General features: G+C 35.3%; 23 protein-coding genes. 16 read left to right on the top strand and 7 right to left on the bottom strand.

Translation table 11 applies throughout. From position 1 onward, the window contains the following. Positions 1 to 4 precede the first annotated feature (4 nt). From FD688_RS04175 to FD688_RS04125, 11 genes are all read left to right on the top strand, one after another. Positions 5 to 772 carry a ParA family protein gene (locus FD688_RS04175; RefSeq protein ID WP_034535006.1) on the top strand — a complete coding sequence of 256 codons (768 nt, stop codon included), beginning with the start codon at positions 5 to 7 and terminating at the stop codon, positions 770 to 772. Next, positions 762 to 1,643, top strand: a complete 882-nt coding sequence (locus FD688_RS04170) for a ParB/RepB/Spo0J family partition protein (protein WP_034532676.1) — start codon at positions 762 to 764, stop codon at positions 1,641 to 1,643. The genes FD688_RS04175 and FD688_RS04170 overlap by 11 nt, the downstream gene beginning before the upstream one ends. A gap of 14 nt (positions 1,644 to 1,657) precedes the next feature. After that, positions 1,658 to 1,846 carry a DUF951 domain-containing protein gene (locus FD688_RS04165; RefSeq protein ID WP_138741907.1) on the top strand — a complete coding sequence of 63 codons (189 nt, stop codon included), beginning with the start codon at positions 1,658 to 1,660 and terminating at the stop codon, positions 1,844 to 1,846. A gap of 27 nt (positions 1,847 to 1,873) precedes the next feature. Next, a complete protein-coding gene (ychF, locus tag FD688_RS04160) occupies positions 1,874 to 2,974 on the top strand; it encodes a redox-regulated ATPase YchF (protein ID WP_138741906.1) in 1,101 nt (366 codons plus the stop codon). Positions 2,975 to 2,992: 18 nt separating this feature from the next. Further along, positions 2,993 to 3,721, top strand: coding sequence for a DUF1129 family protein (locus FD688_RS04155; protein WP_138741905.1), 729 nt, complete (start codon positions 2,993 to 2,995; stop codon positions 3,719 to 3,721). A gap of 91 nt (positions 3,722 to 3,812) precedes the next feature. Then, positions 3,813 to 4,949 (top strand): IMP dehydrogenase, encoded by a 1,137-nt coding sequence (gene guaB / locus FD688_RS04150; RefSeq protein WP_138741904.1) that lies wholly within the window; start codon positions 3,813 to 3,815, stop codon positions 4,947 to 4,949. 139 nt (positions 4,950 to 5,088) lie between these two features. Next, the gene (locus tag FD688_RS04145; RefSeq protein WP_138741903.1) at positions 5,089 to 5,778 is read left to right on the top strand and encodes a response regulator transcription factor; all 690 of its coding nucleotides are present in this window, start codon (positions 5,089 to 5,091) and stop codon (positions 5,776 to 5,778) included. Beyond that, positions 5,768 to 6,976: a sensor histidine kinase gene (locus FD688_RS04140; RefSeq protein ID WP_138741902.1), complete on the top strand. Its 1,209-nt coding sequence runs from the start codon at positions 5,768 to 5,770 to the stop codon at positions 6,974 to 6,976. Before FD688_RS04145 ends, FD688_RS04140 begins: the two co-directional genes overlap by 11 nt. Then, the gene (locus FD688_RS04135; RefSeq protein WP_190242903.1) at positions 6,966 to 8,339 is read left to right on the top strand and encodes a D-alanyl-D-alanine carboxypeptidase family protein; all 1,374 of its coding nucleotides are present in this window, start codon (positions 6,966 to 6,968) and stop codon (positions 8,337 to 8,339) included. The genes FD688_RS04140 and FD688_RS04135 overlap by 11 nt, the downstream gene beginning before the upstream one ends. A gap of 288 nt (positions 8,340 to 8,627) precedes the next feature. Further along, on the top strand, positions 8,628 to 9,368 hold the full coding sequence (locus tag FD688_RS04130; protein WP_138741952.1) for an AzlC family ABC transporter permease: 741 nt from the start codon (positions 8,628 to 8,630) through the stop codon (positions 9,366 to 9,368). 27 nt (positions 9,369 to 9,395) lie between these two features. Further along, complete coding sequence (locus FD688_RS04125; RefSeq protein ID WP_138741900.1) at positions 9,396 to 9,728, top strand: AzlD domain-containing protein; 333 nt, start codon at positions 9,396 to 9,398, stop codon at positions 9,726 to 9,728. 51 nt (positions 9,729 to 9,779) lie between these two features. Here FD688_RS04125 and FD688_RS04120 read toward each other — a convergent pair whose 3' ends face one another. The 3 genes from FD688_RS04120 to FD688_RS04110 all read right to left on the bottom strand — a co-directional run bounded on the left by FD688_RS04120 (position 9,780) and on the right by FD688_RS04110 (position 13,456). Next, positions 9,780 to 10,889 carry a PTS transporter subunit IIC gene (locus tag FD688_RS04120; protein ID WP_138741899.1) on the bottom strand — a complete coding sequence of 370 codons (1,110 nt, stop codon included), beginning with the start codon at positions 10,887 to 10,889 and terminating at the stop codon, positions 9,780 to 9,782. Positions 10,890 to 10,981: 92 nt separating this feature from the next. Further along, positions 10,982 to 12,073 (bottom strand): PTS transporter subunit IIC, encoded by a 1,092-nt coding sequence (locus tag FD688_RS04115; protein WP_138741951.1) that lies wholly within the window; start codon positions 12,071 to 12,073, stop codon positions 10,982 to 10,984. A 204-nt stretch (positions 12,074 to 12,277) separates the two neighbouring features. Continuing rightward, positions 12,278 to 13,456 (bottom strand): SAM-dependent methyltransferase, encoded by a 1,179-nt coding sequence (locus tag FD688_RS04110; RefSeq protein WP_138741898.1) that lies wholly within the window; start codon positions 13,454 to 13,456, stop codon positions 12,278 to 12,280. A gap of 148 nt (positions 13,457 to 13,604) precedes the next feature. Here FD688_RS04110 and FD688_RS04105 point away from each other — a divergent pair, with 148 nt between their 5' ends. Together FD688_RS04105 and FD688_RS04100 are read left to right on the top strand one after the other, a co-directional pair. Next, entirely contained in the window at positions 13,605 to 14,651 is a 1,047-nt protein-coding gene (locus FD688_RS04105; RefSeq protein WP_138741897.1) for an AI-2E family transporter, read from the top strand. A 70-nt stretch (positions 14,652 to 14,721) separates the two neighbouring features. Continuing rightward, positions 14,722 to 15,414 carry a 2,3-diphosphoglycerate-dependent phosphoglycerate mutase gene (locus FD688_RS04100; RefSeq protein ID WP_034532690.1) on the top strand — a complete coding sequence of 231 codons (693 nt, stop codon included), beginning with the start codon at positions 14,722 to 14,724 and terminating at the stop codon, positions 15,412 to 15,414. 94 nt (positions 15,415 to 15,508) lie between these two features. Here the strand turns inward: FD688_RS04100 and FD688_RS04095 are convergent, their stop codons facing one another. The 4 genes from FD688_RS04095 to FD688_RS04080 all read right to left on the bottom strand — a co-directional run bounded on the left by FD688_RS04095 (position 15,509) and on the right by FD688_RS04080 (position 18,638). Beyond that, the gene (locus FD688_RS04095; RefSeq protein ID WP_225426103.1) at positions 15,509 to 16,441 is read right to left on the bottom strand and encodes a polysaccharide deacetylase family protein; all 933 of its coding nucleotides are present in this window, start codon (positions 16,439 to 16,441) and stop codon (positions 15,509 to 15,511) included. Next, positions 16,431 to 16,742 (bottom strand): hypothetical protein, encoded by a 312-nt coding sequence (locus FD688_RS04090; protein WP_138741896.1) that lies wholly within the window; start codon positions 16,740 to 16,742, stop codon positions 16,431 to 16,433. The genes FD688_RS04095 and FD688_RS04090 overlap by 11 nt, the downstream gene beginning before the upstream one ends. Positions 16,743 to 16,744: 2 nt before the next feature. Next, the gene (locus FD688_RS04085; protein ID WP_138741895.1) at positions 16,745 to 17,962 is read right to left on the bottom strand and encodes a glycosyltransferase; all 1,218 of its coding nucleotides are present in this window, start codon (positions 17,960 to 17,962) and stop codon (positions 16,745 to 16,747) included. A 211-nt stretch (positions 17,963 to 18,173) separates the two neighbouring features. Further along, entirely contained in the window at positions 18,174 to 18,638 is a 465-nt protein-coding gene (locus FD688_RS04080) for a MerR family transcriptional regulator (RefSeq protein ID WP_138741894.1), read from the bottom strand. A gap of 185 nt (positions 18,639 to 18,823) precedes the next feature. Here FD688_RS04080 and FD688_RS04075 point away from each other — a divergent pair, with 185 nt between their 5' ends. The 3 genes from FD688_RS04075 (at position 18,824) to tyrS (ending at position 22,590) form a co-directional block, all read left to right on the top strand. Continuing rightward, a complete protein-coding gene (locus FD688_RS04075; protein ID WP_138741893.1) occupies positions 18,824 to 20,269 on the top strand; it encodes an MDR family MFS transporter in 1,446 nt (481 codons plus the stop codon). After that, positions 20,269 to 21,033 (top strand): DUF4811 domain-containing protein, encoded by a 765-nt coding sequence (locus FD688_RS04070; RefSeq protein WP_138741892.1) that lies wholly within the window; start codon positions 20,269 to 20,271, stop codon positions 21,031 to 21,033. The genes FD688_RS04075 and FD688_RS04070 overlap by 1 nt, the downstream gene beginning before the upstream one ends. A gap of 300 nt (positions 21,034 to 21,333) precedes the next feature. After that, a complete protein-coding gene (gene tyrS / locus FD688_RS04065) occupies positions 21,334 to 22,590 on the top strand; it encodes a tyrosine--tRNA ligase (RefSeq protein WP_138741891.1) in 1,257 nt (418 codons plus the stop codon). The last annotated feature ends 384 nt before the right edge of the window (positions 22,591 to 22,974 follow it).

Raw genomic sequence — 22,974 nt, 5'->3', positions numbered from 1 at the left:
TTTAATGGGACACGTTATATCATTAGCTAATCAAAAGGGTGGAGTAGGTAAGACTACCACTTCCGTTAACCTAGGTGCAGACCTTGCAACAATGGGTAAAAAGGTATTACTAATCGATGCTGATGCCCAAGGAAATGCAACTTCAGGAGTAGGTATCCAAAAATCTGATATTCAAAAAGATATTTACGATATATTGGTTAATGAAGAACCAATCTCAGAAGCCATTATTCCTTCAAAACACGAAGGATTAGACATTGTACCAGCAACCATTCAACTATCAGGGGCAGACATTGAATTAACTCCTCAAATGGCGAGAGAAACACGTTTATTAAATGCCCTAAAATCAGTCTCAGATCAATACGATTATGTACTAGTTGACTGTCCACCTTCGTTAGGATTAATCACTGTAAATGCATTTACTGCTAGTGATTCAATTTTAATTCCAGTTCAAACTGAATACTATGCACTAGAAGGTTTAAGCCAACTATTAAATACTGTTCAATTAGTTAAGAAGCATTTTAACCCAGATCTAGATGTCGAAGGAGTTCTACTTACAATGTATGACTCGCGTACTAAGCTAGGTCAACAAGTTAACGATGAGGTTCGTAAGTATTTTGGTGACAAGGTTTACGACACAATCATCACTAGAAATGTACGATTATCTGAAGCCCCAAGTTACGGATTACCAATCATTGATTATGATCCAAATTCCAAGGGTTCAGAATTATACATGCAATTTGCAAAGGAAGTGTTAGCTGCTCATGGTGAATAACAAAGGACTAGGTCGAGGCATTCAAGCATTATTTGCTGATAATGATATCGACGCCAACTCAGAAGATGTATTGGAATTAGAGCTAACCAAGTTATCTCCAAATCCTTTCCAACCAAGAACGCATTTCGATACAAATGCACTTAAAGATTTAACCCGTTCGATTGAAAAATCTGGGGTATTTCAACCAATCATTGTAAGAAAGACTAGCGGTAGCAAGGATGAATATGAAATTCTTGCTGGGGAAAGACGTTATCGTGCTTCACGTATGGCAGGTAAGGAAAAGATTCCAGCAATTGTTCGTGATGCTTCTGATGAACAAATGATGGAAATTGCCGTGATGGAAAACCTTCAAAGAGAGGACTTAAATCCAATCGAAGAGGCTGAAGCTTACAACACTTTGATGACCAAGTTAGATATTACTCAAGCTGAAGTATCAAAACGTTTAGGTAAATCACGTCCATACATTGCTAACTACCTACGTTTACTAGGTTTACCAACTGAAGTAAAGGATATGCTAACCAAAAATCAACTTTCAATGGGACAAGCAAGAACATTATTATCAGTTAAGAAGAAGGATGAACTAATTAAGTTGGCTAAGAAAGCATATGAACAAACTATGACTGTTCGTCAACTTGAAAAGGAAATTGAAAACCTAAGTTCATCACCTAAGAAGAAAAAGAAGCCACGTCGTTCAACCAAGAAATCACCATTCTTACGTGCTTCTGAAAATGAACTACAAGATAAATTTCAAACTTCTGTTTCAATCTCAAATAATCGTTCTAAGAAGGGAACTGGAAAGATTGAAATTAGTTACGCATCAGATGATGATTTAAACCGCATTTTGCAAATTTTAGATATTAACTTAGACTAAAAGGAGTGCCCAATATGTATTCATTAAATGATGTTGTCATGATGAAAAAGGCCCACCCATGTGGAGAGAATAGTTGGAAGATTATTCGAATGGGTGCAGACATTAAGATTGAATGTCAAAAGTGCGGCCATGTGGTTATGCTTCCACGTCGTGAATTTGAAAAGAAAATGAAAAAAGTAATTCAAAGTACACATGAAGACTAAATCTAAAGAAAAGAGTGAATTATTAATATGTCATTAACAGCAGGAATTGTCGGTTTACCAAACGTCGGTAAATCAACATTATTTAATGCGATTACTAAGGCTGGTGCGGAAATGGCTAACTATCCATTTGCCACAATTGACCCAAACGTAGGGATGGTGGAAGTTCCAGATGACAGACTTGATCGAATTCAAGAACTAATTCCAGCTAAAAAGATTGTTCCAACTACCTTCGAATTTACAGATATTGCAGGTATTGTTAAAGGTGCTAGTAAGGGTGAAGGTCTAGGTAATAAGTTCCTAGAAAACATCAGACAAGTGGATGCGATTGTGCACGTTGTTCGTTCTTTTGATGATGACAACATTACCCACGTTACTGGTAAAGTTGATCCAATTGCTGATATCGAAACAATTAACTTAGAACTAGGTATTTCTGATTTAGATGCAGTTACTAAGCGTTTAGGTCGTGTTCAAAAAGCAGCTAAAGGTAAGGATGAAGATGCACTTGCCGAATTAGCTGTTCTAGAAAAGATTAAGCCAGTTCTAGAAGCTGGTAAACCTGTTCGTTCAATCGACTTCGATGAAGATGAACAAAAGATTGTTAAGGGATTATTCTTATTAACATCAAAGCCAGTTTTATACGTTGCTAATATTTCTGAAGATAATATGGCGGACCCAGAAGGTTCAAAGTACTTCCAACAAGTTAAAGAGTACGCAGCTAATGAAAATGCTCAAGCAATCGGTATCGCTGCTGAAACTGAAGAAGAAATTGCTGAATTAGATGATGAAGACAAAGCTACTTTCTTAGAAGCTGAAGGAGTTACTGAACCCGGTCTAAACAAGTTAATTCGTGCTTCATACAATCTATTAGGTTTAGAAACATTTTTCACTGCTGGTGGTAAGGAAACAAAGGCTTGGACTTACTTAAAGGGCACTAAAGCTCCTCAAGCTGCTGGAATTATACACTCAGACTTTGAACGTGGATTCATTAGAGCTGAAGTAATGGCTTTCGATGATCTAGATAAGCTAGGTAGCGAACAAGCCGTTAAAGAAGCTGGTAAGCTACGTGTTGAAGGTAAAGATTATGTTATGCAAGATGGCGACATTGTAAACTTCAGATTCAACGTTTAATCAGAAAGGACGACATCAATGACTGAAAAGAGAAATGCCCATGTACAACAAAATAGACATGAAGCAGAACAAAAGACTCGTCAACAATTTGATGGGATTGGTTTGACTAAACGTAATTCGGATTACATGTTTAGGTTTAACAAAGAGTTAAAAAAGACTAAGCTATCGGATGAACGTAAGGTCGAAATTGTTAACCAAATGAAAGATGAATTACTAGTTGAACAAAAACATGGGGCAACTGCGCGTAATTTATATGGAACTGTTGAAGAACGTATCAATTTCATTATGAATCCGCCAAAGAAAAAGATTTCTATGATGGATAATTTTGCACCTAATGCAATCTTTAATGCATTGTTCTTCTTTGTAATTTTTAACTTGTTATATGGAATTACATTGATGATTCAAACTAACGCAAAGGATAAACAATCAGTCGGAATCCTGTCACTTGTATTAATTTCATTAGTATTTGGTATCTTTATGCCAATCATGACTAGATTGTTGGATGGAAATGTTAAACACAAATACAGTGGACTAGTGCGCTTTGGATTGCTAATCTTATCAGTAATTGTGTGGATTGGTGCGTTCATGTTAATTGTTTCAATTCCACAAGCAGGAATTAACGTTGCAGTATCACCAATTGTTAACTTTATTTTAGCTGCAATTTCAGCATTCGCAGCATTTTGGATTCACAAAAACTATGAAATTACAGTGAATGTGATGACACCTAGAACACCAAATAGAAGATAAAATAGAATGTCGGAGAAAATTAAATTTGATTTTCTCCGACATTTTTTGTATATTAGACATTAAAAAATAAATAGATAGGGGTTTTATGATTATGGATAATTGGAACACAAAGTTTGCCAAAAAGGGATTAACATTTGATGACGTATTGCTTATTCCAGCAGAAAGTCACGTTTTACCTAATGATGTGGATACTTCAGTTCGTTTATCAGATGACGTTAAGCTAAATGTACCATTTTTAAGTGCAAGTATGGATACAGTTACAACCTCAGATATGGCAATTGCTATGGCTGAAGTTGGTGGATTAGGTGTAATTCACAAGAACATGATTATCGATGATCAAGCTGCAGAGGTAAAAAAGGTTAAAGCAGTAGAAAAGACCGACAAAACCCCTAATGCAGCAGTTGATGCTAATAACCATTTATTATGTGCAGCTGCTGTCGGTGTTACATCAGATACATTCAAGCGTGTGGAAGCTTTGTTTGCAGCTGGTGCTGACGCCATTATTATTGATACTGCTCACGGTCACTCAGCAGGAGTTATTAGAAAAGTAAAAGAAATTAAAGCTAAGTATGCTGATAAGACTATCATCGCCGGTAACGTTGCTACAGGAGAAGCAACTAACGATTTATTTGAAGCTGGTGTTGACGTAGTTAAAGTTGGTATTGGTCCCGGTTCAATTTGTACCACTAGAATTATCGCTGGTGTTGGAGTTCCTCAACTAACTGCTGTATACGATGCAGCTGAAGTTGCAAGAAAATGGGGCAAGCCAATCATCGCTGATGGTGGTATCAAGTACTCTGGTGATGCTGCTAAGGCCATTGCAGCTGGTGGTAACGCGGTAATGCTAGGTAGTATGTTATCAGGAACTGATGAAGCTCCTGGTGAAGTTTTCGAAGAAAATGGAATTAAGTATAAAGCTTACCGTGGGATGGGCAGTGTTGGAGCTATGCAACATGGTTCAGCTGACCGCTACTTCCAAGGTGAAGTAAACGAAGCTAACAAGCTAGTTCCTGAAGGTATTGAAGCTCGAGTTGAATACAAAGGCTCAGCTAAAGATGTTGTCTTTCAAATGGTTGGTGGCCTAAGAGCAGCTATGGGATACACTGGATCAAAGGACATTCAAGCAATGAACGACGATGCACAATTCGTTCAAATCACTAGTGCAGGTCTAATTGAATCACATCCTCATGATGTTCAAATCACAAAGGATGCACCAAATTACAAATAAAATATTAAAAATATTAAAGAATGTTAAAAACATTAAAGGACGCTAAAAAAATAGCGTCTTTTTTATTTACATTTATATAACAAATGCTTATATTGTGTTAATATAAAAATATATAAACGAAAAGAAAGAAGGCGTCTCGATGAAAGTTTTAGTAGTAGACGATGATCAAGAAATTGCTGAATTATTAAAGATTTACATACGAAACGAAGGATACGAAACAGTCATTGTAAATGACGGTGAAGCCGCCCTAACCGAATTAAGAAAGAATAGTGATATTGGACTTATGATTTTGGACATTATGATGCCTAAAATGTCTGGTTTCGAAGTATTGAAACGAGTAAGAAGAGATATTAGTTTACCAATCATGATTCTATCTGCTAAGACAGAGGATATTGATAAGATTGAAGGGCTTGTTGGTGGTGCTGATGACTACATAACAAAACCATTTAATCCACTTGAAGTAATGGCCCGTATGCACTCAATTTTAAGAAGATATACGGATAAGGTAGTAGTTGGAGAACCTGAAGTATTAAACGTGGCGACTTTGACTATTAACCGTGAATCACATGAAGTTAAGACTAGTGATGGTAAGTCCATTCAATTAACGGCAATTGAATTTGGAATCTTATATTTACTAGCAAGTCACCCTGGTCGCGTATATTCTGCTAATGAAATTTTTGAACGAGTATGGCGTCAAGAAAGTATTATTTCCGCTAAGACTGTTATGGTCCACGTAAGTCATTTGCGTGATAAGCTTGAAGAAGCTACAGATGGTAAAAAAATTATTGAAACTGTCTGGGGAGTAGGATACAGAATCAATGAAGAATAATAGTAAATCAATTAAGTTAACACATAAAGAACGAATTGGATTAGTAACTGATGCTATTCTAACGAGTTTATTTATATTGATAGTTAATTTCTTGGTTTTCTTTGCAACAGAAGTGTATTACACAACCCATCCGGATTGGCGTAACCAGTTAATTCGTTTCGGAAATTCACTAATTGCAGGGAATCATATCCAACTATGGAGTTGGAGCAACGGATTTGTAGTTATGATTGCTGCACTGGATATGTTTGTGTTGTATATTCGTTTGTTTATGCATTATAAACGTATTCAAGAACAACATATTATTAATGATTTGCACTATATTGCTGATGGTAATTTCGATTACACAATTCCATATAAGCTTATTGGTGATGATCAACGAATTGTTGAGAGTATAAATGTATTAGTTAATAATGTTATCCACTCAATGTCTGAAGAATTAAAGACTGAAAAATCAAAAGACGAATTAATATCAAACGTTTCACACGATATTAGAACACCATTAACTTCAATTATTGGGTATTTGGGTTTGATTGAAAACAAACAATACACAAACGAAGATGATTTGGCTAAGTATGTTCATATTGCCTATTCAAAGGCTAGACAGATGAAAACTTTAGCTGACGATTTGTTTGAATATACAAAAATTACTGATAAAGATTATAGTAAGTTAAATACCAGAAAAATTGAAATGAAGGCAATGATAGATCAAATTTCTGCCGGGTTTGATTTAGAAATGGCGGAAAAAGATATGCAAATGCATAGCAAGACCAACTTTGATAAATTAGTTATTGATGGTAGTCCATCCGATTTGGCTCGAGCTATTAATAATCTAATTAATAACGCTTTGAAGTATGGTCATGATGGCCACAACATTTATGTAGAAGGCTTTCGTGTCAACGAAAAGGAGCTAGAAATCAAAGTCTCTAATGATGGTGAAAAGATTCCAGAAGAATCAATTAAACACGTTTTTGATCGTTTCTATCGTGTCGAAAGCTCACGTAATAAGTCAACTGGAGGGACCGGACTTGGATTAGCAATCGTATATGAAGTTGTTAATATCCATGGTGGTTATTGTTCAGTGGCATCTAATGATGAATTAACAACGTTTACACTCCATCTACCAATTAAACATGGTGATAAGTTAACACCAACTAAACATGAAGAAGGGCAACAGGAGGTTATCGATAATGCAAAGTAAGCTTGCCCAAAAGCTTAGTATTGCTTTAATTGCATTAGTTATATTCATCACAATGCCTTTAACAGCAAGCGCTCAAGAAACACAATCCACTACTGCCGATTCTAACACTTCAAAAAAAGTTGCAATTATGCGTAGTAAGGAATTAGGCCAAGAAGTCGATAAGTTATTAAGTACAAACCAACCACTAACACTTACCGCAAAGTCTGCGATTGCGATTGATTATCAAACGGGACAAGTCTTATACGCTAAAAATATCAATGAATCATTACCTACAGCTTCAATGAGTAAGCTATTAACTTTATATGTTACTTTGAAGTATATTAAAGAAGGTAAAATTCATTGGGATGACAAAGTAAAAATTAATAAGGCGCTCCATAATTTAAGTGTCAATCATAATTATGCCAATGTAAAACTACGTTTAGGTCACTCATACACAATCAGACAACTTTACCAAACCGCCATCTATTCTGAAAATGCTGCGACAATGGCACTAGGATACGGTGTTGCGGGCAGTACACAAAAATTTGCACTACTAATGCGTAAGGAAGCAAAAAAGATCGGCATTACCGATGCTAAAATTTATACTGCCTGTGGTTTAACCAATGGTGAGGTTGGCTCACTTGGGTTCAAAGGTGTGTCTTCTGATGCTGAAAATAAACTATCGGCTCGTGATATGGCACTATTATCAATGAAGATTTTGAAATACTATCCGGATGTTTTAAAGACGACTTCTGCCAATACCACCAAGTTTGACGGACAGACAATGTTAAACTGGAACTGGATGATTAAGGGTAGAAGTCAGGAATTACCTGACATTAAAGTTGATGGGCTAAAGACGGGAACTTCCGATACTGCTAAGGCCTGCTTTACGGGAACAGCTGTTAAGAATGGTCACCGTATCATCACTGTTGTAATGGGAGTTCCTAATTCTGGGCAATATGATCCAGCTAGATTCATTCAAACCAGGAAGCTTATGAAATATGTATATGCTAAGTATCATTACGTTAAGCTATCTCATGGTCAAACTGTTAAGAGTGCAACTGATGGTAGAAATACCGGTAAGATTAAAGTTGAAAATGGTAGAGATGATTCGGTCGATTTAGCTGTCGCAACAACCCAGGGGGTATGGTTAACCAAGAAACAAAAATTAGATATTAAAGATATCAAGTCAACTGGTGAATATGCAGATGAATCAAGTGTTGATGCTGGATTCGATAAAGGTGATAAAATTGCCACTGCTAAAGTTTCTAATGTAAAATATATGAAAGGTGTATCCAATCGAATAGATTTAATTGCTAATCATGACGGTGATAAACCTAATATTTTCGTTAGATCGTGGAGATGGATTGCTAGTTTATTCTAAAAAAGAGTTATTAAAATGATAACTCTTTTTTTATTGCAAACATTGAACAAACAGTATATTCACTGTGTTTATGATAATAAAATGATGATGTTTTATTAAAATTATGTAAATAAGTTAGATAAAATAAACTATTTTGCGTTATAATAGGATATAAAGTTTGATTTTTATCTGACTGTTTATAAATCGTTGAAAATTAAGACCTATTGTTTTTAAACGGGGGAATATTATTTGACAAAGCAAGTACCAAATCCAAATGAACCGCGTTGGCTAACCAACTTGAAGACGGCAATGCCTTTGAATATTAGCTACGTTCCCATTGGAATTGCATGTGGTATCTTACTTCATGCAGCTGGATTTAATACTTTATTGACAGCTTTAGTATCATTAATGGTTTTCTCTGGTGGTGCGCAATTCTTGATTGCATCCATGTTGACCATTAATTCACCATTATTATCAATCGTGATTATGATGTTTTTCCTAGAGTTAAGATATGCATTATTAGGATCCAGTATTTCTAAATATTTACAAGGTAAGTCATTTTGGTTTACTGTGTTATTTGCCGTTTCATTGAATGATGAAACATACGCCGTAAATTATTTGAAACTATCAACTGATAAGAAGTTTACTGCTCAGGATGCATTGCAAATTGAACATTATGCTTTGGTTGTATGGACAATTAGTACTATTATTGGTAGTTTAGTTGGTTCCTCACTTTCAATTAACCTAACGGTTGTTCATTTTGCGCTAACCGCATTATTTATCTATATGATCGTTATGCAAATGAAGTCATTACTAAAGGTGTTAATCATTCTATTAACAATTGTATTGGCAATTGCATTCATGTTATTGATGAAATCCACTTTAGGATTAGTCGTTTCAACTCTGTTAGCTTCATTCGTTGGATTCTTCGTTGAATCTTGGATTAGAAGCCGCTATGAAAAGTACAAGAAGAATCGCTTGCTTCGCTTATTTAAGAACCCTGCGGGTACCCCTGAAGATAAGTTTGATGAAGAAGAAGAGACTGAATAACTTTAAAAACGGATTAGGAGATATTCTATGGAATGGAATTCAACTCAACATTTTTGGTTGATTATATTATGTTTTGTGGTTGCTTTTATCCCTAGATTCGTCCCACTAGCTTTCTTTAGAACAAGAAAGATTCCTAAGTGGTTTAACGAATGGATGGGTTACATACCTATTGCCTTATTTACCTCATTGGTTGTTAAGGACTTATGTATCACATCATCATATACCTTATCGGTATCAGGAAAAGCACCAGAATTAGTAGCTGCCTTAATCGTGTTTATTATTGCTTATTGGACAAGATCAATGGCGCTATCAGTTATTTTGGGATTAGCTGCGGTATTAATATTAGCAGTATTTATTTAAATTAAGAATAAATAAAAGCACTGGTCGTTTGACCGGTGCTTTTTTAGTTTTTTATACAATATGCATCTTCATATCATCTTCTTTTACTTTATGACATGCCTTTAATATCTTTAGCATTGTTATAGAAATAATAGAAGGCATTATTATACCTAATATTATATAGACGGTTAGTTTAGATAGACTTTGACTAGCGAAATTGAGTGGAACTATTAATGAGTTAGTTCCAAGTCCTGCAAGTTTGTACGTCGTAGAAAAATGGAATAACATTGTTCCAATTGGTGCGACAATAGCTGATGATACCATACCAGGAATCAAAATATATGGATTTTTTGTGATATTACCAAATTGAACTTTTGGAGTGATTAAACCTTGGGCAATATTTGCACCAGGACGGTTAACTCTAAAAGACATTACTGTGTATGAAACGTATTGGGCGGTAGTCCCGAGTAGTGCTGCTCCAGAAGATAGTGGATCTAACATGATGGCAATCGCCAATGCCGCAGACGAAGCTGGTGTCATTAAGAAGATTGACCATACTAATGCAACGGAGATGGATCCGACGAATGGGTTTACAATCATACTTTTTGCAATTATCTTTGATATCCATACTAAAGCAGGAGTTGTGATTGCTGCCAATCCTAATGCAATTATTGAACCAAACATTGTAGCGCAAAAGGGTACTAAAAACATATCTAGTGGAGTTTTTCCTGATAATTTTTTACCGATTAGTGTTGCGATAATCGCTCCTCCCAATGCACTGATAGGTTGTCCAATCATAAATACAGATGAACCAATGGGCTGGGATAGCAAATGACCAGTCACAGTAACTGCATTGACTGTTTTTTCACTGAAAAAAACATTATTGGCACCGACTGTTGCAGTAATCATCGAGCTAAACATAACCAATGTGTTTGTTTTTAACTGATGTGCAACAGCAGCTCCAATAGCTGGGGCCATTAGAACCTGAGTAATTAAGCCAATCTGATTTAGTGCAGACCAGTGTATTAAGTTGGCGATTGCAACTATCAACATTCCAATACCCAGCGTAACAAAAATCGCGTTGGAGACTCCACTCACAATTAAAAAGATATTTTCTTTGGCTGAAGATAAAGAATTTACTTTATTGATTTGTGGGTCATCTTTTTTTGCTACATCAATCATTTGAATCCACTCCTTTATTTAGATAAACGAAGTCCCATTGGCTCCAAATATACAAAAAAGCACTAGCGATAATCGCCAGTACTTTTTGATGATTAGACAATATCAATTTTCATATCGTCATTCTTGATTTTATGAGCAGCCTTTAGAACTCGAACAAGTACCAGTGAAATTATAGCTGGTACAACAATACCTAATACTATATAAATAGCTAGTTTTGACATACTTTGAGAAGCAAGGGTAATTGGAGCGATTAGTGAGTTCAGACCTAATCCAGCAATCTTGTATGATACTGAGAAATGAAATACTAATGTTCCAACTGGTCCAATAATTGCAGCAGAGACGATACCTGGAACTGCGATGTATGGGTTCTTGGTAATATTACCAAATTGAACTTTTGGAGTGATTAAACCTTGAGCGATATTTGCACCAGGTTTGTTTACTCGATATGACATCACTGTGTATGATACGAATTGTGCTGTTGTTCCTAATAATGCAGCTCCTGAAGATAATGGATCTAACATAACAGCAATGGCTAGTGCTGCCGATGAGGCAGGGGTCATTAGAAAAATTGCCCATACGACTGAGATTACTAATCCCCCAATAAATGGGTTGATAACCATCGTCTTTGCAATTACACCTGAAACCCATACAAGAGCAGGAGTAGTTACCGTTGCAAAACCTAAGGCGGCAATACAACCCACAAATGTAGCTGCAAATGGTACTAAGAACATATCCAAAGGTGTTTTTCCGGTTAAGTATTTACCAATGACGGTGGCGACAACAGCACCACCTAATGCACTAACAGGTTGGCCAATCATGAAGACAGCAGAACCTGCCGGTTGAGGTAAAACGTGACCGGTTGCTGTGACTGCATTCGTCACAGCAGATGTGAAGAATACATTGTTTGCACCAACCGTAGCGGCAATCATCGAACTAAATAATACTAAAGTATTAGTCTTTAATTGTGATGCAACTGCAGCACCGATGGCGGGGGCCATTAAGTATTGGCAAATTAATCCAATTTCAGCTAATGCAGTCCAATGGACAAAGTTAGCAATAGCACCTAATAATAAACCAACACCTAGTGTGACTAAAATCGCATTAGACACCCCATTGAACACTAAATATACACTATCCTTAAACCCAGATTTAGCTTCAACGTGCGCAAGATTAGCAGCGTTCATCTGAGGTGAATCATCTTTTGTTGCATTTATCATATTGAATCAACTCCCTTACTTAAAAGTACTTTATTTTAAAAATTAAAATTAGATTAGAAAATAATTAAAATTTTTATAATTAAACCATAAGTAAGAAATAAATGTCAAGATAATCGAAAGAAAAAAACATCGGTGAAATTTTTTCACCGATGTTTTTGATAGTTATTTTAATTATTTATACATGTAATCTCTAGTAATTGGTAGTTCTTGTCCTGAAGGACCCTTTGAGATTAAGTATTGCATAACGTCAATGTTACCAGCCTTGAATGAACCAGCACATGTCTTTAGGTATAAGTCCCACATTCTTAAGAAGCGTTCATCATCACCCATGACTTCTTTAACTTCATCAATATGATCGTTAAAGTTCTTGTCCCAGTGTTCCAATGTATATTGGTAGTGTCTTCTTAATGATTCTAAGTCATAGATTTGAAGACCATTGTTAATGATGTGATCTAGGTTTTCAGTCATACCTGGAACGTATCCACCAGGGAAGATGTACTTGTTAATCCAACCATTGTAGGCTCCACCTTGTTGTCTTGTAATTCCGTGAATCAAAGCAACACCATGGTCCTTTAGGTATTTGTTAATGCATGAGAAGTATTCGTTTAGGTTTTCTTTACCAACGTGCTCAAACATACCAACTGAAGTGATGTAGTCAAAGTGTTCATCACCTAGTTGACGGTAATCTTGTAAGCGAACTTCAGCTTGATCTTGTAAACCGAATTTTTCAATTTGAGCGTTTACGTAATCGCATTGTTCTTGACTTAACGTAACACCGACTACTTTCAGTCCGTATTCTTTAGCAGCAGTTAGCATTAATGTACCCCAACCACAACCAATGTCTAGTAGGGTACGACCTGGCTTAGGATTTAGTTTCTTGATAATGTGGTGTACTTTTTGCATTTGAGCATCGTACAAGTCATCGTCAGGATTTTCAAAGTAAGCACATGAATAGGTCATTGTCTTATCTAACCAAATCTTATAGAAGTCATTACCGATATCGTAGTGACTTTGAATGTCCTTCTTACTAGTGGACTCGTTATGATTTTGCTTAGGTAGGAAATTAATGTATTTATGGTCACGAATAAAACTAGTTGACTTTTGGTATGCAGAAACGATTAAGTCTTCGATACTTCCGTCAACATCGATTTTTCCGTCCATGTAAGCTTCTCCCAATGCGATAGAAGCATTCTTTCTAATATCCTTGATCGGAATTGGTTCTTTCATAGTGATGGTAGCCTTAGGCTCACCTTCACCATATTTTTCAGATTTGCCGTCCCAATAATTTACTTGGATTGGTTCATTAAATCCGTGTTTAAAAAATGTTTTAAAAAAAGTTTTTTCAAACATGAGAACAGTCCTTTCTTTATTAATAAAACCACGAACCCATTATACTCTTATGAGGGGACTTTATGTAAGTAAAGACTCCGACTAATTTCATTATTTTTTATAGTGTAAAATGTTATAATTAAAACATAACTAAATAGCGGGGTGAATTATGAAACTGTGGGATAAATTTTTAGCCAACGTTAAATTAAGGCGTTGGTGTGTATTAATTTTTATAATCTTTGTTTTATATCTAATGCGCTCAATGATGAGTATGTTACTACTAACCTTTATCTTCTCGTTATTAGTCACCAAATGGGTTGGCTTTGTTAGAAGATATATTAAAATTCCAGCGCCTATCTTAGTCATTTTGACTTATCTACTATTCATTGCTGGGGTAGTCAGTGCGGTTGCGATTTACTCACCGGTAATTTACGACCAAGCTGTTACAGCATCAAAGCACATTATTGATTTTTATGAAGATCCAAATAATCTTCACGGTACTAGCCAAATTAAAGACATGATTGTTCAGTTCATTCACCGTTCTAACTTCTTAAGTGAAGTGAAGGGGAGCTTCTCAATTATTCTTCAATATGTATCTAGCATAGGTCAAATGGGAGTGACATTCTTCTTATCTCTAATTTTGAGTTTCTTCTTTACACTAGAAGAAAAATCAATGGGTGAGTTTAGCAAACGTTTCTTGAATGCAGAATTTTCATGGTTCTTCCAAGACGTCTACTACTTTGCTAAGACATTTACCAAGACATTTGGTGTAGTGCTAGAAGCACAATTTTTGATTGCGTTATTTAATACCGTTTTTACTACCTTAATCATGGCATTTATGGGAATTCCACAATTGGTAATTCTATCAATTATGATCTTTTTCCTAAGCTTAGTGCCTGTTGCTGGGGTAATTATTTCATTGGTACCTTTATCAATTGTGGGTTACTCTGTAGGTGGATTTAAGTACATCATTTATCTAATTATCATGATTGCAGTTGTCCACTTCCTAGAAGCATATATTTTAAATCCAAAACTAATGTCTTCTAGAACAGAATTACCAATTTTCTATACATTTTGTGCTTTACTTATTGGTGAAGAAATTTTTGGAACATGGGGATTAATCGTCTCTGTACCAATTTTGGCTTTCTTCCTAGAAATTTTGGGAGTGAAAGGCGAAAATAAAAAATCAATAAATATAAAGAGAATTGTTAAATAGGATGTAAATTTTTTACTTTTGATGTAAAATAGTATTGTTGATTTAAGAAATAGAAAGGGGTTTTCGACCTATGTCAAAACTTGTATTAATCCGTCACGGACAAAGTCAATGGAACCTTTCAAACCAATTCACTGGTTGGGAAGATGTTGACCTAAGCGATAAGGGTGTAGAAGAAGCTAAAGAAGCTGGTAAATTAGTTAAGAAGGCAGGACTAGAATTTGATTACGCATATACTTCAGTTCTAACTCGTGCTATCAAGACATTACATTACGCCTTAGAAGAATCAGACCAACTATGGGTACCTGAAACTAAGACTTGGAGACTAAACGAACGTCACTACGGTCGTTTACAAGGTCTAAACAAGAAAGAAACTGCTGAAAAGTACGGAGACGAACAAGTTCACATTTGGCGTCGTTCATACGACACACTACCTCCACTATTGAGTGCAGATGACGAAGGTTCAGCTGTAAACGACCGTCGTTACAAGGACCTAGATCCTAACTTGATTCCTGGTGGTGAAAACCTAAAGGTTACTTTAGAACGTGTTATGCCTCTATGGGCTGACGAAATTGCTCCTAAGCTATTAGATGGCAAAAACGTTATCATCGCTGCGCACGGTAACTCACTACGTGCATTAAGCAAGTACATTGAAAGAATCTCTGATGACGACATCATGGATCTTGAAATGAAGACGGGTGAACCTGTAGTTTACGAATTTAACGATAAACTAGAAGTTCAAAACAAGACAAAATTAGACAAATAATAAACAAAAAGAAGTCCTCGTCTGAGGGCTTCTTTATTTGCGCAAAAAAGGATACTAAAAAAGCCATACGATTAAGTCGTATGGCTTTTTTTAATTAACTTTTCTTTGAGAACCATTCTCTGATACTTGGCCAACTATTTGTATTAATAATCATTCTTGGTGTGTAGATTGGATCAGTATGATTACCGTTACCATTGTTGTAAACAGTACCGGAATCTAGTGTTCCAACCCATCCTAGATGAGGTTGTCTTGCCAAGAATTGTGAGATTCTAGGAGTACCACCACCATAAGGATAGGCAAATGAATCAGCATAAATACCAGTATGTGCCTTTAGCACTTTTCTAGACTTAACAAAGTCCTTTGTAAATCGATCGTAGTTCTTAGGTAGGTTAAACACTGGAATTAAGTTTGAAGTAAGATAATGCATATTATTGGTGTGAACACCAATTGTCATCAGGTTACCAGCTTCTTTTCTAGCTTCGTGAATTTGTGACCATGTAGCTAGTTGAGTACCTTCACGATATCTACCAGTGTTACCAGTGATAATAAAAGTAGTGAAAGGATAGTTGTACTTTTTCATAATTGGAATAGCGTTATCAATAGTAGTTCTATCAATATCATCAAATGTTAGTACAGCATATTTACCTTTGATTGGTTTCTTTGAATTGGTCATCTTGACCATTTCAGCACCAGAGATAACCTTGATGTTGTGCTTGTGTAAGAATTCCATTTGTTCTTTGAATTCGTTAGCGGGCACATCGAAATCGTGAAGTTGTGAATTGGTTGATAGGGTTCTTGAAACGTTAACCCCTAGGTTGTTCTTTAAGATACGGTGGTAACAAAATACCAAGATACCGTTTTTTGCTTTTGCTTCTTGCTTAGTTAATCCATAGTATTCACTACTACCTTTATCGTAAGCAACAGATCTGTGAATAGTAAATGACATAAGTACAAATAAAATGATTGCTAGAATAATAACAATAATCTTACGTTGCTTTCTTGTCATTTTTTGCTTCTTATTTGACATCTTTGTTTAACCTCCGTAAATAAACTAATCTAAACGTTGAGTATATTGCAGTGACAATAATTAATCCAGCAATTGAAATTAATAGTTTAATGTATAAATCATAGTTTAGATTTAATAATAGGTAGAAACTAACGAAATCGTCACTGTAGAAACCAAATAGAAAAGCGAAGTTTACGACTAAAACAAAGGCAACATAAATCCATAAAGCAGTAAATAAAATAAAGTGAACTAAACGTCTTAACGGACTAATGCTCTTTCTAATTACGAATCTTTCGTAATCTTTTCTCAAATCTTTCTTCATAATTATTTTACCCCCCGGTCTGGACTACTCCAGGTACCCACATTTTCAGGATCTAGGAAGAATGAAACTAAAGCCAAGATACATGAAATTAAGTTAACCATCCAGTAGTAAACAATGTAAGCAGGAATCAATAATAAGTCGACGAAGCTTAGTAGGGCAGTTTCGTGTGAACCATAGAAACCAATAAAGAATTGTAAGATACTGACGATAATAAGTACTAATAAGACGTCACCATCTAATTGAACTTCATGAATTAATAATAGGTTGAAGAAATAAGAGATAGTACTTAATGCAGTTAAAACAGCCCAAGTACTACTGATGATTGTTTCGTACATTAAAGCTTTTTGAGTAATTGAACCATGTAGTAGAAGATCCTTGTTCTTAGCAATAACTTCCATACCACCACGAGCCCAACGACGACGTTGTTTAATTAAGTTTCTAGTGTTTTCTGGAACTAGAATCCAACAGATTGCTGTAGGTTGGTAACTAACGCTCCAACCCTTACGATACATTCTCCAAGTAATATCAATATCTTCAGTAATAACATCAGTATGCCATCCACCTACGTCTTCTAGTGCTTCACGTCTAAAACCAACAATAACACCAGAAACGGTATTGATACGTCCATATAGGTATGATTGAGCTTTTTTGATAATATCGATAACACCGATATATTCAAGAAGTTGTAAACGACCTAAAACCGTAGTTCTATTTCTAACAACTGGTTTACCAGCAACAGCACCTAGTTTTGGATTAGTCTTAAGTGTCTTAACTAGTTCAGTTACTGAGTTAGCTGCTAGTAGGGAATCTGAATCGATACCAATAACATATTGGCCTTTAGCAATTTTAAATCCTTCGTTCATTGCATTTGCCTTACCTTGGTTAACATCGATTGCAACGACTTTGATTTTGAATTGACTAGCATATTGCTTTTGTAACTTGTACATAATATCTAATGTATCGTCATCACTTTTATCATCAATTAAAACAACCTCAAAATTCTTATAGTCAATGTTTGAAATTGCAGAAATCGCTTCATTTAACGTATCACTTTCGTTATGAGCGGGAACTAGAATTGAAACTAGTTCAGATCCATCCACTTTGGCGAATCTTTCAGAACGGCGGTAGATGTTACTGTATAGCGCCCCGACAATCCAAATTGCTGACACAACAATTGGATACCCGATAATGAAATCGTTAATAATATCTAAAAACCACATTATAAATGAATTCCTCCTTTAAGGACCACTAAAAAAGATATTAGAATACAATAAGATATTTTAGCGTGTTGTTCATATGTATGACTTAAAAAACCATATATTTATCATACTTTAATTATAAATTAAAATTCCTAATATATCAAAGCTATGAACCTCAATTATTTCAATATTATTACAAATAAAAAATGAATTCCATACTTGGAATTCATTTTTATTTTTTCTTAATAATTTGAGCCTCTAAGCTGCCGTCATAGTCGACAAAGTAGATATGTTTTTTTGGATCATCTTTCAGAGGACCCATATCAATTGCGGGACGTTCATCAATCACATCAATGCAGTTAAAACGCTGTTTAGCGATTCTATGAAGGAGGCTCCCAGTTTTATCAAAAACTTCTGCTTTTTCAGCTGCCTTAGCAAGTGTGTATCCGGAGTTCAAAAAAGATTTAATTAATTCTACCTTAATGATTGATGAATATGGATAACGATGGCTTGTATTTTTATTACCCTTCTGACAGTGAATATATCCTTTTTGTTCCCAATATCTAATCTTACTTTGAGACACGTTACAGGTTCTAGACAATCCGCCAATACCAATTGATAGGTCAAGATCTTGCATTAAATTATGAATGCGGTTGGAGTAGTCTTGGATATCTTCCTTACTATATTTTTCTTCCACAATCTCACATCCTTTTTTTCTTAAATTTCTTAATTTTTTCTGAATGGTGTCACATAATCAATAATTATTATATATTTTTTAATATCTTTGTCAAATTTGTTGACAATAAAAAATGTCAGTTGTATATTAGTTATTGTCGAAATTTATAGAGAAAATAAAAATATTAATGAAAAGGGGTTTAGATTATGAATGTAGATGCAAACGGTAAATCATACAACAAGATTATGCTTGTTGTGATTTTATTGGTTGGTACTTTTTGTACCATTTTAAATCAAACAATTTTAGCAACTGCTTTTCCTACATTAATGAAAGACTTTGACATTAGCACTTCAACTGTTCAATGGTTAACTTCTGGATTTATGTTGGTAAACGGGATTGCTATCCCAGTTAGTGCATGGTTGTCAAATCGTGTTAACACTAAGTGGTTATATTTAGGAGCTATGTCAATTTTTGAAGCGGGAACTGTGTTAGCTTTCTTCGCTCCTAACTTTGGGACTTTGTTAGCAGCTCGTTTAATTCAAGCACTTGGTGTTGGTGTAACAATGCCATTGCTACAAACTATCATGCTAAGAATCTTCCCTCCTGAAAAACGTGGGGCAGCAATGGGATTATCCGGTGTTGTTATCGGTTTAGCTCCTGCAATTGGACCAACTCTATCAGGCTGGATTTTAATTAACTACTCATGGCGTGATCTATTTGGAATTATTATTCCAATCGTCGCCATTGTGATTTTATTAGGTCTATACTACATGCGTCCAATTCTACCTACTAATAAGGAAAAGATTGACGTGTTATCATTAATTCTTTCAACCATTGGTTTTGGTAGTGCACTTTACGGTTTCTCAGAAGTTGGAACTGATGGATGGGGTAGCGCAACTGTTATCTCTACATTAATTATTGGTGCAATTTTTATTGTATTGTTTGTATGGCGTCAATTAGTGATGGAAAAACCATTCTTAGACGTCAAGGTATTCAAGTCAGCTAAGTTCTCAATTGCAACTATCCTATCATCAATTACGATGATGGCTTTAGTTGGTTTTGAAATGGTATTACCTTTATACCTACAAATTGTTCGTGGTATGAATGCTTTCCATTCAGGACTAAGTCTATTACTTGGTGCTTTAATGATGGGGGTTGTATCTCCATTTGCCGGTGCAATTTTTGATAAGCATGGTGCTAAGAAACTAATTACTACAGGTTTAATTCTATTATTCTTTGGAACATTACCATTCGCATACATTACTTCAGACACAGGAATTGCTTACATTATTATCTTGTATGCTGTAAGAACATTTGGTATGGCTCTTGTAATGATGCCTTCAACTACTTATGGTATGAATGCATTACCTGACGACAAGATTAACCATGGTACTGCAGTTAACAATACTGTAAGACAAGTAGGTGCTGCCATTGCCACTGCTGTATTGGTTTCAATTCTTTCAAACGTAACTACAAGCAACATGCCTGCTAAGTCACTATTAAAACTAGATCCATTGGCTTACAAGGATTCAGCAATTAACGCTACTTTAAGTGGTTACCATGCTGCATTTTGGGTAGCTGCATTCTTTATCGTAGTTGGATTCATTGCTAGCTTCTGGCTACATGACAATAAAAAGGGGGTAAATAAATAATGATTTTATTTGTATTATGCATTTCAGCATTTCTATTCTTTATTTGTTTTAACCTATTAACTAGCAACAAGGTATTGCACGCTATTACTTCAATCGTGTTCGCAGGACTATTTATCCTTTCAACTTTCTTCATTACTATTAACTTCCATGATCACTATGGTATGCATAAAGTTAGTCACGAAACTTCATTCAAATTAGTTTCTAGTTCTGACAAAGGTATGGATATTCTACTTTATCAACCAATTGGTACTTCTGGTAAAGATAAGGTAGTTATTTACCGTACTGATGAAAAGGTAACTAAACCATCACACACTGGTACTGATAAGGTCGAAAACAAGATTATTACTATTAATAATACTAAGGCTAAGCTAGTAACTAAGACTGTTAAGTATGAATACAACTCAAGTGCTAATCGCCTATGGTTTGGTTTAGCACAAAAACCAACTAGAGTAAAAACAATCAATTACTTCTACGTTCCAAAGAGCTGGATGACTTTAACAGTTAACCAAGCAAAACAATTACCTGCAATCATCAAAGAAATTAGTGGTTCAAACACTGATGCTCAAGCCAAAATGAAGATGGCGGCTGAACAATACGTTCAAGCTCAAGTGAAGGCAGCAATGATGAAGAACCCTAAGATGACAGGTGCACAAAAAAAGGCACTAGTTAAGAAGGCAACTGCCGAATTTACTCAAAAAGCTCAAGCTGAAGCTCTTCAAAAGATGATGCCTGAAATCAAGCAAAAGCTAAGCCAAATTAAATAGTGTTGACTTTTATTTCTTTGCTGATTATTATGATAGTATCTATTAAATATAAAGCTAAGAAGTAGTTACCAGTATTTAATGCGATTTGTGTATTCAGAAACCTAGTGGAGATGCGAACTAGGCAAACGCGTTGAAGAATTACACCTACAGAGCTTTCCGTTATTGGACGAGTCATTTCGTTATAAATGATTGAAAGAGATTGCATATTTATGCGATAACTTGGGTGGTAACGCGGATTAACAAAAAATTTCGTCCCTGACAATTTATTTGTCAGGGACTTTTTTATTAGGAGGAAGAAACATGGACATTATTGATGATTTACAATGGCGTGGTGCTATTAATCAACAAACTGATGCTGAAGGCCTAAAGAAAGAAGTAAATGAAAAGAAAATTGGCCTATATGCAGGAATTGACCCAACTGGTGATAGTATGCATGTTGGACATTTAATTCCCTTCATGATTTTAAAGAGATTCCAATTGGCTGGATACAAACCTGTAATCCTAATTGGTGGTGCTACTGGTTCAATCGGTGACCCATCAGGTAAGAAAGCTGAAAGAAAGTTACAAAGTATGGAACAAGTTAAGCACAATGAAGAATGCTTAACTAACCAAATGAAGAGTTTGTTTGGTGAAGATGGTAAGTTCCAAATTGTTAACAACTACGACTGGACTTCAAAACTATCATTATTAGACTTCCTTCGTATTTACGGTAAACGTTTCAACGTTAACACTATGTTAAACAAGGAAATTGTTTCAAGTCGTCTAGAAACAGGTATCTCATACACTGAATTTACCTATCAAATTCTACAGGCAATGGACTTTGAACACCTATACAAGAATAATGGTGTTGAATTACAAATCGGTGGTGCCGATCAATGGGGGAACATTACTGGGGGTATCGAGTTAATTCATAAGACTCAAGGTGCAGATGCTAAAGCATTCGGTTTAACGATTCCATTAATGCTTAAGGCAGATGGAACTAAGTTTGGTAAAACTGAAGGTGGAGCTGTATGGCTTGATCCTGAAAAGACAACTCCTTATGAATTCTACCAATTCTGGATTAACACAGATGACAGGGATGTTATCAAGTACTTGAAGTACTTTACTTTCTTAAATAAAGAAGAAATTGAAGAACTGGAAGAACAAGTTAAGAACGAACCATGGAAGAGAGCAGCTCAACGTCGTTTAGCCGAAGAAGTAACTGAATTCGTTCATGGTAAGGATGCTGTAGTTGAAGCACAAAACATTACCGAGGCATTATTCTCAGGAAACGTTCAAGATTTAACTACTGCTGAAGTAGAAACTGGATTCAAGAACATGCCTTCTGTTGAAGTTAGTGCAGACAAGAAGAACATTGTTGAATGGTTAGCAGACGGTACTTCAATCGAACCATCAAGAAGACAGGCTAGAGAAGATGTAAGCAACGGTGCTATCCGTATTAATGGAGAAAAAATTGACGATGTTGATTTTGAAATTGATCCAAGTGCATCATTTGACGGTAAGTTCGTAGTTGTTAGAAGAGGTAAAAAGAAGTACTTCTTAGCTAGAATTAAATAACGAAATAGTCATTTAAAGGTAGGTTGATTAATTCAACCTACCTTTTTTATTTTATTTGCATAGAAGTGTTGACTTTATAAGGGTTACCTGGCATAATATTATTTGTTGTTGAGAGAGGTAATCAAATATGATTACTAACCAGCAACAATTAATTTTTCAAAACATGTTGACACGATGTCATTGATTTGATATTATAAATGAGTTGCGTTGTTGATACTACGCAATAGCCATTAAAAAAAGTCGTTGACATGCCTTTGATATAATGGTATGATTAATAAGTTGTCAATTGAGACAGCAAGTTATGAAATGGTAGATCTTTGAAAACTGAACAAGATTGATAATCGATGATGTGTAAGGAACTTACAACTTGGTTGTAAGAATTAA

Origin of the sequence: Apilactobacillus kunkeei, from assembly GCF_005930975.1 — a bacterium.
Classification (GTDB): domain Bacteria; phylum Bacillota; class Bacilli; order Lactobacillales; family Lactobacillaceae; genus Apilactobacillus; species Apilactobacillus kunkeei_E.
This window is presented reverse-complemented; position numbering and strand designations above follow the sequence as displayed.